A 14,112-nucleotide genomic window follows, 5' to 3' on the forward strand; every position below is an offset into this window, starting at 1 on the left:
GCAAGCAGGGACAGCCAAGGGCCTGGCAGCGCATGTTGTCGGGTCGCCGCCTCGACATTTTGAATCCCTCGCCGCTCGACGTCGAAATCGAGGACATCGCCCACGGCCTCGCCCGCGTCGCGCGCTGGAACGGCCAGACCCGCGGCGGGGAGATTTTCTCCGTCGCCCAGCATTCGGTGGCGGTGGCGGAAATCCTGGCCGTCCTCGACCCCGGCGCCCCCGCGCGCTGGCTCATGTTCGCGCTGCTGCACGACGCGCCGGAATATGTCATCGGCGACATGATCACGCCGTTCAAGGCGGCGCTGGGCGGCGTTTACAAGGAGGTGGAATCGCGGCTGGAGCAGGCGATCCTGCAACGCTTCTCGCTCAAACCCGAACCGCCGGCCGCGCTGACGAAACTCACCAAGCGCGCCGACCGCATCTCCGCCTATTTCGAGGCCACGCTCTACGCCGGCTTTGACGAGGGCGAGGCGAAAAGTCTGTTCGAACAGCCGGATTTTGCGTTCGAGCGGGTCGCGCCCTTGTTCGCGCCGCGAAAGCCGGAGGCGGCGCACGCCGAGTTTTTGCGCAAATTCGCCGAAATCGAGGGGCGGCTTTAATGGGTCGCATCCACGTCTGTCCGCTGGCTCATGTCGCGCGCGTGGCGCGGGACTCCGGGGCGCGAACGCTGGTCTCGCTGCTCACCCCTCCGGCCGTCGCGCCGCGCCCCGCAACCATCGCGCCGGAAAACCACCTTGCCCTGTCCTTCGCCGATCTCACCGCGCCGCGCGACGGCCTGATGCCGGCGAGCGAACGTCAGATGGCGGAGTTCCTGACCTTCCTCGCCCGCTGGGACCGGACCGCGCCGCTGCTGATCCATTGTTATGCGGGCGTCAGCCGCTCGCCCGCCGCCGCCTTCATCGCGCTGTGCGCGCTGACAAATCACGACGAACGCGCCATCGCGTCAAAACTTCGCCGGCTGTCGCCCTCGGCCACGCCCAACCGTCACATGGCGGCGCTCGCCGACACACTTTTGTCGCGCCAAGGACGGATGGTCGCGGCGCTCGACGGCATCGGGCGCGGCGCGGATTGCTTCGAGGGCGAGATTTTCTGCATGGAGACGGCATGAACGAGGCGCGCCCCTCCATTCCCGTCGAAATCGGCCTCACGGCGGCCATTGTGGCGCTGCGCGGCGACTCGCCGCTGATCCTGGTGGCGCGCGCGGCGACCGGCGCGTCGGCGGCGGCGCTGCCGTCCGGCCCGTTCGACCCGGTCAACCACCGCACCTTCGAGATCGGCCTGCGCGCCTGGGTGGCGGAACAGACCGGCGCGCCGGTCGGCTATGTCGAGCAACTCTACACGTTCGGCGATCGCGGCCGCCACAGCCGCGCCGAGAGCCGCGACCCCCATGTCGTCTCGGTCGGCTATCTCGCGCTGACCCGGGTGAGCGGAACCGGGCAAGCCATCGCGCCCGGCGCGGGCTTTGCCGAATGGTATCGCTTCTTCCCCTGGGAGGACTGGCGCCAGGGCCGCCCAAGCCTGCTGGACAGCGTGATCATGCCGGGGCTGCGCGCCTTCGCGCGCGGCGAGGCGGGCGATTTGAAGCGCGGCCTGACCCGCGCCGAGCGCGTCCGCGCCCTGTTCGGCGACGAGGGCGAGCGGTTCGACGAGGAAAACGTGCTCGACCGCTACGAACTGCTCTACGAGGCCGGTCTGGTCGAGGAAAGCGTGCGTGACGGCCGCGCGCCCGCGCCCGGTTTCTTTCAAAACCCCAAGCCCGGCGAAAGCATGCAGGCCGACCACCGCCGCATCCTGGCCACCGCCATGGGCCGGTTGCGCGCCAAGCTGAAATACCGCCCGGTGATTTTCGAGCTGATGCCGGAAAATTTCACCCTGACGGAATTGCAGACCACGGTCGAAGCCATTTCCGGGCGCCATTTGCACAAGCAGAATTTCCGACGCCTGGTCGAGGCCTCGGCCGTGGTGGAGGCGACGGGGCAAATGTCCCATGCAACCGGCGGGCGGCCCGCCGCCGTGTTCCGTTTCCGCCGCGAGGTGTTGCAGGAGCGCCCGGCGCCGGGGCTGCGGGTGGGCATACGTGGTTAAGATCGGCGAAACTCGGCTCTGGTCGCCGCCGCATTTCACGCTATAGTAGCGCCTCGGCAACCTGAAGGGCTGAGCATGGCGGAGCCGGGCGAGGCGATCCAGACTCATGGCTGGCTGATCGCATGCGACGACCAGGCGCGCGTGGTGCGTCGCCATTCCGAAAATCTGACCGATATTTTCCCACACTGGAGCGGCCCCTTCCTCGGCGCCCGTCTGCGCGACCTGCTCGGCTCCGAGGAATCGCATCGCCTGCGCAATCTGCTGTCGCGCTTTTCGGCGCCGGCGCGCCCCGCGCTGGTGTCCGGTTGCCGCTTTCCCGGCGTCGAGGGCGTCTTTGACGCCGCCGTGCATTTCAACGGCGAGGACATGGTGCTGGAGCTGGAGTCCAGCGACGCCCACAGCGGCCTGACCGCGCTCGATCGCGCCGCCGCCCTGATCGACCGGCTCGAAGACCTCGGCGCCCCCGACGAAATCGGCCAGCGCGCCGCCATGCTGGCGGGCGCCGCGCTCGACGCCGAACACACGTTTTTCCTGCTGCTGGAGGCCGAAAGCGCCCGCGTCGTCGGCGCCTACCGCCGCCTCGGCGCGCCGCCGCCCGCGCCGGAAACCCTGAACGCCTTCTGGCCGGGCCGCCGGCTGTTCGCGCTCGGCGATGTTGACGCGCCGGAGATTCCCATCCGCTCGGAGCCGGACCTGCTGCCGCTCGACGCCGGCATGACGGCGCTGCGCGCGGCGGGCGAGCCGTTACGGCAATGGCTGCGCGCGGCGGGCTTCCGTTCGGCGGCTTTCCTGCCGGTGACCTCCGACGGCCTGCGGCTCGCGCTGATCGTCGGGCTGGGCCGCCAGCCGCGCTTTCCCGGCCTCGGCCTGCGCGCGGCGCTGGAGCTGTTCGCGGAGGCGCTGGCCCTGCGCCTGCGGCTGGTGCTGCCGGCTCATCACGACGTCTGGGCGCCGGACGCGCAGATGGAGCCGCTCAGCATCCTCATCGTCGAGGACCAGCACATGGTGGCGACGCAACTCGCCGCCGCGCTGGGCGAGGCCGGCGCCAAGGTGGTGCGGATCTGCGGCACGGTGCGTTCGGCGCTGGACGCGCTCGACGATCATTTCGACGCGGCGCTGCTCGATTTCACGCTTGGCTCGGAAAACGTCATCCCGGTTGCGGAAGAACTGGAGGCGCGCGGCAAACCCTTTGTGTTCGCCAGCGGCCATGGCGACGACCTCGACCTGCCGCACGCCTTCGCCGGCAAGCCGATCGTGGGCAAACCCTACAAGATCGACAAGATCGTCGCCGCCCTGCGCGCGGCGAAGGAAGCCAAGACCTGAACACTTGCAAGAGTAGCCCTCATCCTGAGGAAGCCGCGAAGCGGCTGTCTCGAAGGACGAGGGCGGTTCACGCGCCTGTCGGCGCCCTCAGGCCGCCGCTCCGCAGCATTTCTTGAATTTCTTGCCGGAGCCGCAGGGGCAGGGGTCGTTGCGGCCGGCCTGATGGCCCAGCACCACCGGCGCGTTCTTGATGCTGATCTCGCCGGCGAAACGCCAGGCGCCGCCCTCGCGCTTGAACAGCGACTTTTCCTTGTGCGGCAGCGGTTTGCCCTTGTGGATGAAATGGGCGGTGAAGGTCACCGTTCCCATCTCGTCGGCTTCAAGACCGTTCTCGCACTCGTGGATGTCGATGCCGAGCCATTCCGAATTGGCCCAGTTCGTGGTCGATTCACGGTCGAAGGTCTTGCGCTGCTCCGCCGTAAGCGTCTCGTCGAGATAATCGATATCGGCCTTGACGAAGGCGCTGTAGCGCGAGCGCATCAGCGCTTCCGCCGTTGGCGGCGCGGTCGTCCGGGCCAGATAGGGGCCGCAGCAGGCGGCGAATTCGCGTTTGTCGTCCTCGCGGACGCGGCAGGGGCAGATATCTTGAGTCATGCCGGCATAACTAACGGATTCCGCGCGCCGCGCAAGCGGGCGAACTCATCGCGCCTGCGACATGGGGACGCCGCTGGGGTCGAGCGCGCCGAAAGGGTTCTTGGCCGGCGCCGCCTCCGCCTCGACCGGAGCGGGCGCCGCCGCCTTTGGCGCCTCCGTCGCTGGCGGGCTGGCGGGCGCGGCCGTGTCCGGAGCCGATTTGGGCGGGATCTTGACCGTGCGCACGGATTTGACGCGAACCGGCCTGGCCTCGGGTTCGGGCTCGACCGGCGGCGTGGCTACGGCTTCCGGCGCGGGCGCCGGTTCGACCGCCGGTTCGGCCGCCGCCGGCGCCGTATCGGCCTGCGGCGCGGCTTCGGGCTTGTCGGCTTCGGGTTTGGCGGCGTCGCGCGCCAAGCCATGGGCGATGCCGAGCTTGACCGCTTCGTCATGATCCACGCAGACATGTTTCGACACGCGGTAAATCTGACCGCGCGGGCAATTCCCCGCCATCGCGACGCCGGTCGCGCCGGCCAATGCGGCGAGGGAGATGAGGGCGAGCGTTGTCTTCATCCCGAACGGATACATCATGATTGCGGCAATGTTTCAGCAAAAAAATCGCCCCCCTTGCCTTTTGCGCGGCTGGGCCGCATAGGCAGGTTCATCTTCCGACACGCGAGCGCAAAAATGGGTTTCAAATGCGGCATCGTCGGCCTGCCGAATGTCGGCAAGTCCACGCTTTTCAACGCTCTGACGCAGACGGCGGCGGCGCAGGCGGCCAATTACCCGTTCTGCACCATCGAGCCGAACGTCGGCGACGTCGCCGTGCCCGACCCGCGCCTTGACGTGCTGACCAAAATCGCCGGCTCCAAGGAAATCATCCCGACCCGCCTGACCTTCGTCGATATCGCCGGTCTCGTGCGCGGCGCCTCCAAGGGCGAGGGCCTCGGCAACCAGTTTCTGGCCAACATCCGCGAATGCGACGCCATCGCCCATGTCGTGCGCTGCTTCGTCGATGGCGACATCACCCATGTCGATGGCGAGGTCGATCCGATCAGGGATATCGACACGATCGAGACCGAACTGATGCTGGCCGATCTCGACTCGCTGGAGAAGCGCGTCAACAATCTGGAAAAGAAGGCCAAGGGCGGCGACAAGGACTCCAAGGAGTTGCTCGATCTGGTCAACCGCTGCCTCGTGCTGCTGCGCGAGGGCAAGCCGGCGCGTCTGGTCGAGCGCGCCCCGGACGAGCGCAAGGTGTTTTCCCAGCTCGGCCTGCTGTCGTCAAAACCCGTGCTTTACGTCTGCAATGTCGAGGAAGCCTCCGCCGACAAGGGCAATGACCATTCGCAAAAAGTGTTCGCCCGCGCCGCCGAGGAGGGCGAGGTCGCCGTCGTCGTCTCCGCCCAGATCGAAAGCGAAATCGCGGTCATGCCCGCCGCCGACCAGAAGGATTATCTCGAAGCCGTCGGCCTCGAGGAACCCGGCCTCAACCGGGTGATCCGCGCCGGCTACGGCCTGCTGCACCTCATCACCTATTTCACCGTCGGCCCCAAGGAGGCCCGCGCCTGGACCATCGAAAAGGGCACCAAAGGCCCGGCGGCGGCGGGCGTGATCCACACCGACTTCGAAAAAGGCTTTATACGCGCGGAAACCATCGCTTACGACGACTACGTCGCCCACAAAGGCGAAGCGGGCGCAAGGGAAGCGGGCAAATTCCGGCTGGAAGGCAAGGAATACGTCGTCGCCGACGGCGACGTGCTGCACTTCAGATTCGCCAACTGACGCTGAATGTCACGCCCGCCTCCGGGCAGCGCGGGCCGCGATCTTTCTACCGTCATGGCCGGGCTTGCCCCGGCCATCCACGCCGTCGAACATGCAAGCATGAAGGGCGGATGGGTCTACATCGTCACCAACAAGCCGAACGGCATACCCTATACGGGCGTGACGGCGGACTTGGCGCGCCGCATCCATCAGCATCGCACAGGCGTGCATGAAGGCTTCACAAAACAATACGGGCTGAAGCGCTTCGTCCACTACGAGTTCCATGACGACATCGTCGCCGCCGTCCAGTGCGAAAAGAACATCAAGCACTGGTCTCGGGCCTGGAAGGCGCGGATGATCGTCGAATTCAACGAGTCCTGGCGAGACCTTTACGAAGACCTCGCTTAATTGATTGGCCGTTCGCGTGCGGGCCGGCGTGGATGGCTGGAACGACATCCGGCCATGACGGCCCGAGTTTTCCGCCCCCGCTCAACCCGCGCCGGGATCGGTCTCGAAGCCAAACTCCATTTCGTCCGGCAGGGCGCCGGCGCCGGGGCAGGCGTCGAAATTGGTCAGCTCGGGGCGGGCGTGCGGCCCGGCCGGCGGATATTTCGGTTTGGCCTTGTCTTCGGCTTTGTCTTTGGCGGGTTGAATTTTGGGCAGAGTCATGCACACCTCCGGCAGGGGCTAGTAAACGCCCTGCTCAACCGTGAGGCGCGACGCTATTTTAGCCGGGCCTATATATACCCCTCTCCAAATGTTCCGCAGCGCGACGCGATGTCGCAAGCGCATGGTTTTCCCAAAGGGTGAGAGCCGCTACAACGCGCCATGACTTCATCCCCAGCCGGCGATTCTCTCCCACGCGCGCCAAAAGCGCGCCGCCTCGTGCTGGCCGATTTCCGCGGCTACGCCGCGCTCGACCTGAAAACGAGAGCCAAACTCGTCGCCCTCTCCGGCGACAACGGCGCCGGCAAGACCAACCTGCTCGAAGCCCTGTCGCTGTTCGCGCAGGGGCGGGGCCTGCGCCGCGCGGAAATGTCCGACATGGCGCGCGAAAACGGCGCCGGCGGCTTCGCCGTCTCGCTGGAGCTTGAAGGCGAAGCTGGCGGTCCGGTCCAGATGGGCGCCGGCCTGGAGCGAATCGACGGCGCCGCGCAACGCAAATTCCGCCTCGACCGCGAACCCATTCCCTCCGCCAAAATTTTCGCCGACTACATCAGAATCGTCTGGCTCACCCCCGCCATGGACGGCCTGTTCACCGGCCCCGCCGGCGACCGCCGCCGATTCCTCGACCGCCTCGTGCTGGCGGTGGACAGCGAGCACGGCGCGCGCGTCAACGGCCTGGAGCGGGCGTTGCGTAGCCGCAACCGCCTGCTGGAGGAGCGCTTTTCCGAAAGAATCTGGCTCGACGCCGCCGAGCGCGAGATCGCCGAACTCGCCATAGCCGTGGCCAGCGCCCGTCGCGAGACGGTGCAGCGCCTGGCCGCCCTGATCGCCACGACTCGCGACGAGACCTCTCCCTTCCCCTGGGCCGACATCGCGCTGGAAGGCGAAATCGACCGCCTCGTCGCCGAAAACCCTGCGCTATCGGCCGAAGATTCCTACCGCGCGCTGCTGCGCGACAACCGCGCCCGCGACGCGAGCGCCGGGCGAACCTTGATCGGACCGCAGGCCAGCGATCTCGCCGTGCGCCATGGCCCCAAGACCTGCGAAGCCCGCCGCGCCTCAACTGGAGAGCAAAAAGCCCTTCTCGTCGGCTTGGTGCTGGCGCACGCCAGGCTGGTGGCGGCGATGAGCGGCCTTGCGCCCCTCGTTCTTCTCGACGAAATCGCCGCCCATTTCGATCCCGTCCGCCGCCGCGCCTTGTTCGACGCGCTCGACGCGCTCGGCGGCCAAATCTGGATGACCGGCGCCGACCCCGCTCTGTTCGACGACCTCGCCGGCCGCGCCGACCTTTTCGCGGTGGCGCACGGCCAAATTTCCCCCCTGTCTCGCGTGGAGGACGCATGAGCGATCTCGCGACGGCCCGTAAATTCCTGAAAAAAGTGTTCGGCTTCGACGATTTTCGTCCGGGGCAGGGCCAGATCGTCGAAGCCGTCCTCTCCGGCGACCCGGTCCTCGCGGTCATGCCCACCGGCTCGGGCAAGAGTCTCTGCTACCAGCTCCCGGCGCTGATGAGCGACGGCCTGACTCTCGTCGTCTCCCCGCTGATCGCCCTGATGCGCGACCAAGTCGGCCAGATGCAGGCGCTGGGCCTGCCCGCCGCCACGCTCAACTCGCAAAGCAGCGAGAGCGAGTCCGCCGAAACCTGGCGCCAAATCCGCGACGGCTCGCTAAAACTGCTGTTCGTCTCGCCCGAACGCCTCGCCATGGACGGCCTCACCGAAGCCCTGTCGCGCACGAAAATCGCCCGGATCGCCGTGGACGAAGCCCATTGCATCTGCGAATGGGGCCATGATTTCCGCCCGGAATACCGCCTGATCCGCCAAAGCGTGCAAAAACTCGGCGCAATCCAGGCCATCGCCTTCACGGCGACCGCCGACAACGCGATGCGCGCGGAAATCGCCGAACGCCTGTTCGACAAGCCGCCAAAAGTCTTCCTGCACAGTTTCGACCGCCCCAACATTTCGCTGGCCTTCGCGGCGAAGGACCAGCCCAAAAGGCAGTTGCAGCGCTTCCTCAACGCCCGCCGGGGCCAAAGCGGCATCGTCTATTGTTCCTCGCGCGCGGGAACCGAGCGTCTCGCCCAAACCTTCGCCGAACAGGGCTTTGACACTTTGTGCTACCACGCCGGCATCGAGCAGACTCAGCGCAACGCCAACCAGGACCGTTTTCTGCGCGACGACGGCGTGATCGCCTTCGCCACCGTCGCGTTTGGGATGGGGGTGAACAAGCCGGACGTGCGCTTCGTCGCCCATGCCGACATGCCCCAGAGCATCGAGAGCTATTACCAGGAGATCGGCCGCGCCGGCCGCGACGGCCTGCCCGCCAGCGCCTACACCCTCTACGGCCTCGACGATATGGCGCTGCGCCGCCGCCAGATCGACGAAAAGGATCTGTCCGACGAGCGTCGCCGCTTCGAGCACCAGCGTTTTTCCGCGCTCGCCGCGCTATGCGAGGCGGTGGCCTGCCGCCGCCAGCTCCTGCTCGCCCATTTCAACGAGAAATCCGAACCCTGCGGCGCCTGCGATTTCTGCCGGGGCGAAATCAAAACCCGCGACGGCACGGTCGAGGCGCAAAAGGCGCTGGCCGCCGTCTATCGCACCGGACAGCGTTTTGGCCTGAACTACCTGTCCGACCTGCTGCTGGGCGCCGACAGCGAAGCCCTGCGCCGCAACCATCACGATCAGATCAAGACTTTCGGCGTCGGCGCCGACCGCACCAAGGCGGACTGGGCCTCGACCTTCCGCCAATTGTTCGCATCCGGCGCGCTGCGCACGGCCAGCGCCGAACACGGCGGCTTCGCCCTGACCGAAAAGGGCGACGCCATCCTGCGCGGACGCGAAAATTTCGTGCTGCGCGCCGACCCGCCGCGCGAAAAGAAATTCGAGGCCAAACCGCACCAGCGCGGCAAGGCCCGCGATTTCGAAGACGCCGCCACCGGCGACGGCAAGATTTTCGAAGCGCTGCGCAAACTGCGCCGCGAACTGGCCAAGGACGCCGGAATCGCCGCCTTCATGGTGTTTGCCGACCGCACCCTTCTGGAAATGGCGGAACGCCGCCCGGCGACAATCGACGACTTGCGCGCCATCCACGGCGTCGGCGAGCGCAAGCTCGTCCTCTACGGCGATATTTTTCTGGAAGCGATCGCGCAAGCGTCGGGGTGAGGGGCTGGCGCATTGGCCTCGATGTCGTCAGAATAGCAGCGGTTTGGGCTGGACGACAGCGTCATGGCGTCATGGCTCACCGCGCCGCCGGACGCCGCGCGCGCCCGCGCCTCCAGTTAACTCTGGACGCGCCGTCAAAAATTCGTCAAAACCCAGCTACCATCGCCAGTATGATTGCACCGTCGTCCTTCGGAGCGAAAACCTATGCGCACCTTGTTCCTGCAAGCCCCTTCCTTCGACGGTTTCGACGGCGGCGCCGGCTCGCGCTATCAGGCGCGCCGCGAAATCGCCTCGTACTGGTATCCGACCTGGCTGGCGCAGCCGGCGGCGCTGGTGGAAAATTCAAAGCTGATCGACGCCCCCCCGCACAACATCAAGCTCGCCGAAGTGGTGGCGCAGGCGAAAGATTTCGACCTTGTGGTGGTCCACACCTCGATCCCGTCCTTCGCCTCCGACGTGAAATGCATCGAGGCGCTCAAGGCCGAAAATCCCGCGCTGAAAGCCGGCCTGATCGGCGCCAAGGTGGCGGTGGACGCCGACGGCTCGCTCAAAAGCGCGCCGGTGGTGGATTTCGTCGCCCGCAACGAATTCGACTTCACCATCAAGGACGTCGCCGACGGCAAGGATTTCGCCAGCATCAAGGGCCTGAGCTGGCGCGACGCCAACGGCGCCATCCAGCACAACGAGGACCGTCCCATCCTCGAAAACATGGACGAACTGCCCTTCGTTTCGCCGATCTACCAGCGCGACCTGAAGATCGAGAACTATTTCATCGGCTATCTGAAACACCCGTATCTTTCGATTTACACCGGGCGGGGCTGCAAGTCGCATTGCACCTTCTGCCTGTGGCCGCAGACGGTGGGCGGCCACCGCTACCGCACCCGCAGCGTCGGCCATGTCATCGAAGAGATCAAATGGGCGCAAAAGGCGTTCCCGCAGGTGAAGGAATTCTTCTTCGACGACGATACCTTCACGGACGACCTGCCGCGCGCCGAAGCGATCGCAAAAGAGCTGGGCAAGCTCGGGATCACCTGGAGCTGCAACGCCAAGGCCAACGTGCCCTATGACTCGCTGAAAAAGCTCAAGGAAGGCGGCCTGCGCCTGCTGCTGGTCGGCTACGAATCCGGCAACCAGCAAATCCTGCACAACATCAAGAAGGGCATGCGCATCGAGGTCGCGGAAAAGTTCTCAAAAGACTGCCGCAAGCTCGGCATCGCCATCCACGGCACCTTCGTCATGGGCCTGCCCGGCGAAACCCGCGACACCATCCGCGAAACCATCAAATTCGCCAAAAAGGTCAACCCGCACACGCTGCAAGTGTCGCTGGCGGCGCCCTATCCCGGCACCTTCCTCTACAAGCAGGCGATGGAACAAGGCTGGCTCGACAGCGCCAACGCCGAACTGGTGGACGAGAACGGCGTGCAGATCGCGCCGCTGCACTACCCCAACCTCAGCCACAAGGAAATCTTCGACTCCGTCGAGACCTTTTACCGGGAGTTCTACTTCCGCCCGAGCAAGATCGGCTCCATCGTCTGGGAAATGGTCCGCGACATGGACATGCTGAAGCGCCGCCTGCGCGAGGGCGTGGAATTCTTCCAGTTCTTGCGCGAACGCAAGCAAGGCGCGGCCAACTGCTGAACTTTTCCAGTAGCCCTCACCCCGAGGAGCCCGCTTGCGGGCGTCTCGAAGGGCGCTGGCGGCCGCGCGCGGCCGTGATCCGCGATCGGCGATCACGCTTCCCGGCGCGATAGCCGGGGCGTTTCGTTGGCGGGCTTCGTGCGGGAAAACAGGGTCGCGAATTGGGCAAACTGCTTCGCCGGCATCGGTCGAGCGAACAAATACCCTTGATAGACGCGACACCCGCGCGCCGCCAGGAAGGCGCGCTGCGCCTCGGTTTCGACTCCCTCCGCAATGACCGACAGGCCAAGGGTGTCGCCGAGCGCAATGATCGTCTCGGCGATGGCGGCGTCGTTGGGGTTGGACATGACGTCCCTGACAAAGCTCTTGTCGATCTTGAGTTGGTCGATGGGCAGCCGTTTCAGATAGGACAGCGAAGAATAGCCGGTGCCAAAGTCATCGAGCGAAAAGCGAATGCCAAGCTTTCGCAGCGCGGTCATCTTGGCGATGACCTCTTCGATGTTCGAGATTTCAAAACTCTCGGTGACCTCCAGCTTCAAGAGGTTCGGATTGGCGCCTGTGGCTTCGATTGTTTCCCTGACGCGGTCGACAAAGCTGGGGTGATGCAATTGCAGCCCGCTCACGTTCACGGCGATCGTCAAGCCGGCCAGCGCGGGATCGTTCGCCCAAACGGCCATCTGGCTGCACGCCGTTTCGAGCACGCCCTCCCCAAGCGGGATGATCAGCCCCGAGTTTTCAGCCACCGATATGAACTCGTCAGGCGACGGCGGCTTTTGAACCGCCCGCGGCCAACGCGTCAGCGCCTCGGCGCCGATAAGGCGGCCGTCGTCGTCCACCTGCGGCTGGTAGTACAGCAGGAAATTCTTCTGGGCGATGTCTTCGCGCAGGTCCGCCTCAATCACGGCGCGCGACTCGATCAGCGTCTGCATGGCGGGGTCGAAGAAGCGCACGGCGTTTCGTCCGGAGGTCTTGGCCTCGTACATGGCCATGTCAGCCCATTTCAGAAGATCGTCCACGCTTTGCCCTTCATCGCAAAACAGGGTGACGCCGACGCTCGCCGTGCATCGGAAGCTGTGGCCATCGAGATCTTGCGGTTCGGCGAGACGGGTGATGATGTCTTCAGCGATTGTTTCCGCGCGAAGCGCCGCATTTCTGACGTCGGACACGCCGAGGTCGGTGAGCAAGACCACGAACTCGTCGCCGCCGAAACGCGAGACCGTGTCGGAAGCGCGAATACAGTGTTTCAGACGGGACGCCGACTGCTTCAGGAGCAGGTCGCCCTTATGATGGCCGAGCGTGTCGTTCAGCCGCTTGAAACGATCGAGATCGACGAACATCAGCGCCGCATAGGTCTGAAGCTTATGGCAGTTCAGCATGGTTTGGTGCGCGCGTTCGATCAAGACCTTGCGATTTGGCAAACCGGTCAACTCGTCATAGAACGCCAATTCCCTGATCTTCGCTTCGGCTTTCTTTCGTTCGGACAGGTCATAGGACGTCGTGATATAGTGCGAATGCGCGCCGTTCTCGTCCTGGACAGCCGAAATCGTCACCCATCGCTCGATCGCCGCTCCACTCTTGGTGCGCAACCATATTTCGCCTTGCCAGCGACCAGACAGCTCTACGGTCGCGCCCATCTCCGCATAGAGATTTATGTCATCCATTTCTGATTGAAATATCGTCCCCGATTTGCCGACAAGCTCATCGGCCTGGTAGCCGGACATCTCGCTGAATGTCTTGTTGATCCTTAAAATCTTGTGATTGGAATCCGTGACGATCATGCCCTCCTGGGACTCGAAGGCCGTCGCGGCGATTCGCAGATCCGCGTTGGTTTCCTTGAGCGCCTTGGTCTTGCGGCGCAGATCGTCCTCAAGCGCCTTGCGCAGCGCGATCTCTTCGGAAAGCGCCGTGTTATCGCGCGAAAGTTCGTTGCGGCGGCGATCGGATTCGGCGAAGTCATTCTGCAATTGGACGGCTCGCCGGCGCTGCCGCTCAAACCCGATCGCCATCATGAACAGCGCCGCGGGGAATGCGGCCAGATAAAGCGCATAGGCCGGCCGCGCCACGCGACCGTAAGCCTCCGCTTCCGAGGTGAGCGTCATCAGCGAAAGGGGCGCGCCCTTGATCGGCGTGCGCAGGGCGAGCATGCGCCCGAAGTCCGGGCGATCGGAAACATCGTCCGTCGGCGTCAGCCGGTTTACCGGCAGAGTCGCCAGTCGCGGTTCGACCAGATCGAAATTCGCGCTTGAGCGACCGGGAGAAAGGGCGTGACTGCCGTCTCCGACCAAGAGGAATTCGTGATAGCCGCCTTCGGAATCGTCCGACTCGATCAGAAGTTGCGAGAGCACCTTCAAGTCGGCGGTGGTCGTGATGGCGCCGACCAGAGCGTTCTTGAAGTAAACGGGCGCCGTGACCTCGATCGTCCAGTCGCGCGCATTGATTTGCGGCGGCGTGACGTCGCCGGGAATATCTCCGATCGCGGGCGTCGGGCCGTCGCCCGCGCGGGCGACTTCGACCTTGTCTATGTTCACGAAGCTGATGCGACGCAGAAAGCTTTCGCCGCGCAAGGATGTGCGTTCGATGGCGCGCTGGAAGTTCTGTTCGATAAAGCCCAAGGCGGCGTTCAACCCATAGCGCGGCGACATGCCCAGCGCTTGGTTGATCAAATAGTCTTCAATCTCATGAACGCCCGCAAGCTGCGTCGCGAGTTGAGCCTGCTCCGACAGGAAGTCTTCGACGACGGCCGCGCGACGCGCGCTGTCCGCGAGCAGTCGCGCGTCGGTCGCGGAACGCAACTCGACCTGGGTCGAATACAGGCTCCAGGCGAGAACCAGGACGAACAGCAGGAAGCCGCTCGCCATGGCCAGCGGCCAATAGAGCAGGAGGCGCAGTCGGCCCGGCATAA

13 protein-coding genes are annotated in these 14,112 nt (G+C 65.2%); 9 read left to right on the forward strand and 4 right to left on the reverse strand.

Annotated elements, in window-relative coordinates; all coding sequences use genetic code 11:
• Positions 1-32 precede the first annotated feature (32 nt).
• The 4 genes from CCR94_RS14890 to CCR94_RS14905 all read left to right on the forward strand — a co-directional run bounded on the left by CCR94_RS14890 (position 33) and on the right by CCR94_RS14905 (position 3,408).
• Positions 33-599, forward strand: coding sequence for a YfbR-like 5'-deoxynucleotidase (locus tag CCR94_RS14890; RefSeq protein WP_104508643.1), 567 nt, complete (start codon positions 33-35; stop codon positions 597-599).
• A complete protein-coding gene (locus tag CCR94_RS14895; RefSeq protein WP_104508644.1) occupies positions 599-1,108 on the forward strand; it encodes a tyrosine phosphatase family protein in 510 nt (169 codons plus the stop codon). The genes CCR94_RS14890 and CCR94_RS14895 overlap by 1 nt, the downstream gene beginning before the upstream one ends.
• Positions 1,105-2,085 (forward strand): NUDIX hydrolase, encoded by a 981-nt coding sequence (locus tag CCR94_RS14900; RefSeq protein ID WP_104508645.1) that lies wholly within the window; start codon positions 1,105-1,107, stop codon positions 2,083-2,085. Before CCR94_RS14895 ends, CCR94_RS14900 begins: the two co-directional genes overlap by 4 nt.
• Before the next feature lie 75 nt (positions 2,086-2,160).
• Entirely contained in the window at positions 2,161-3,408 is a 1,248-nt protein-coding gene (locus tag CCR94_RS14905; RefSeq protein WP_104508646.1) for a response regulator, read from the forward strand.
• Between the two features lie 87 nt (positions 3,409-3,495).
• On the opposite strand, the gene CCR94_RS14910 is transcribed toward CCR94_RS14905, so the two are convergent.
• Both CCR94_RS14910 and CCR94_RS14915 read right to left on the reverse strand, forming a co-directional pair.
• Complete coding sequence (locus CCR94_RS14910) at positions 3,496-4,002, reverse strand: YchJ family protein (RefSeq protein WP_104508647.1); 507 nt, start codon at positions 4,000-4,002, stop codon at positions 3,496-3,498.
• A 45-nt stretch (positions 4,003-4,047) separates the two neighbouring features.
• Positions 4,048-4,554, reverse strand: a complete 507-nt coding sequence (locus tag CCR94_RS14915) for a hypothetical protein (RefSeq protein WP_158254774.1) — start codon at positions 4,552-4,554, stop codon at positions 4,048-4,050.
• Positions 4,555-4,668: 114 nt separating this feature from the next.
• Between CCR94_RS14915 and ychF the strand changes: the two genes are divergently transcribed.
• Together ychF and CCR94_RS14925 are read left to right on the forward strand one after the other, a co-directional pair.
• Complete coding sequence (gene ychF / locus CCR94_RS14920) at positions 4,669-5,766, forward strand: redox-regulated ATPase YchF (RefSeq protein ID WP_104508649.1); 1,098 nt, start codon at positions 4,669-4,671, stop codon at positions 5,764-5,766.
• A gap of 6 nt (positions 5,767-5,772) precedes the next feature.
• A complete protein-coding gene (locus CCR94_RS14925) occupies positions 5,773-6,153 on the forward strand; it encodes a GIY-YIG nuclease family protein (protein WP_338052994.1) in 381 nt (126 codons plus the stop codon).
• A gap of 81 nt (positions 6,154-6,234) precedes the next feature.
• Here CCR94_RS14925 and CCR94_RS14930 read toward each other — a convergent pair whose 3' ends face one another.
• Positions 6,235-6,414 carry a hypothetical protein gene (locus tag CCR94_RS14930; protein WP_104508651.1) on the reverse strand — a complete coding sequence of 60 codons (180 nt, stop codon included), beginning with the start codon at positions 6,412-6,414 and terminating at the stop codon, positions 6,235-6,237.
• Positions 6,415-6,573: 159 nt separating this feature from the next.
• Here CCR94_RS14930 and recF point away from each other — a divergent pair, with 159 nt between their 5' ends.
• The 3 genes from recF to hpnJ all read left to right on the forward strand — a co-directional run bounded on the left by recF (position 6,574) and on the right by hpnJ (position 11,210).
• Positions 6,574-7,755 carry a DNA replication/repair protein RecF gene (gene recF, locus CCR94_RS14935; protein WP_104508652.1) on the forward strand — a complete coding sequence of 394 codons (1,182 nt, stop codon included), beginning with the start codon at positions 6,574-6,576 and terminating at the stop codon, positions 7,753-7,755.
• The gene (recQ, locus tag CCR94_RS14940) at positions 7,752-9,572 is read left to right on the forward strand and encodes a DNA helicase RecQ (RefSeq protein WP_104508653.1); all 1,821 of its coding nucleotides are present in this window, start codon (positions 7,752-7,754) and stop codon (positions 9,570-9,572) included. The genes recF and recQ overlap by 4 nt, the downstream gene beginning before the upstream one ends.
• A gap of 204 nt (positions 9,573-9,776) precedes the next feature.
• A complete protein-coding gene (hpnJ, locus tag CCR94_RS14945) occupies positions 9,777-11,210 on the forward strand; it encodes a hopanoid biosynthesis associated radical SAM protein HpnJ (RefSeq protein WP_104508654.1) in 1,434 nt (477 codons plus the stop codon).
• 92 nt (positions 11,211-11,302) lie between these two features.
• Here hpnJ and CCR94_RS14950 read toward each other — a convergent pair whose 3' ends face one another.
• Positions 11,303-14,110, reverse strand: a complete 2,808-nt coding sequence (locus CCR94_RS14950; RefSeq protein WP_104508655.1) for a putative bifunctional diguanylate cyclase/phosphodiesterase — start codon at positions 14,108-14,110, stop codon at positions 11,303-11,305.
• Between the last annotated feature and the right edge of the window lie 2 nt (positions 14,111-14,112).

Origin of the sequence: Rhodoblastus sphagnicola (genome assembly GCF_002937075.1) — a bacterium.
Taxonomy (GTDB): domain Bacteria; phylum Pseudomonadota; class Alphaproteobacteria; order Rhizobiales; family Beijerinckiaceae; genus Rhodoblastus; species Rhodoblastus sphagnicola.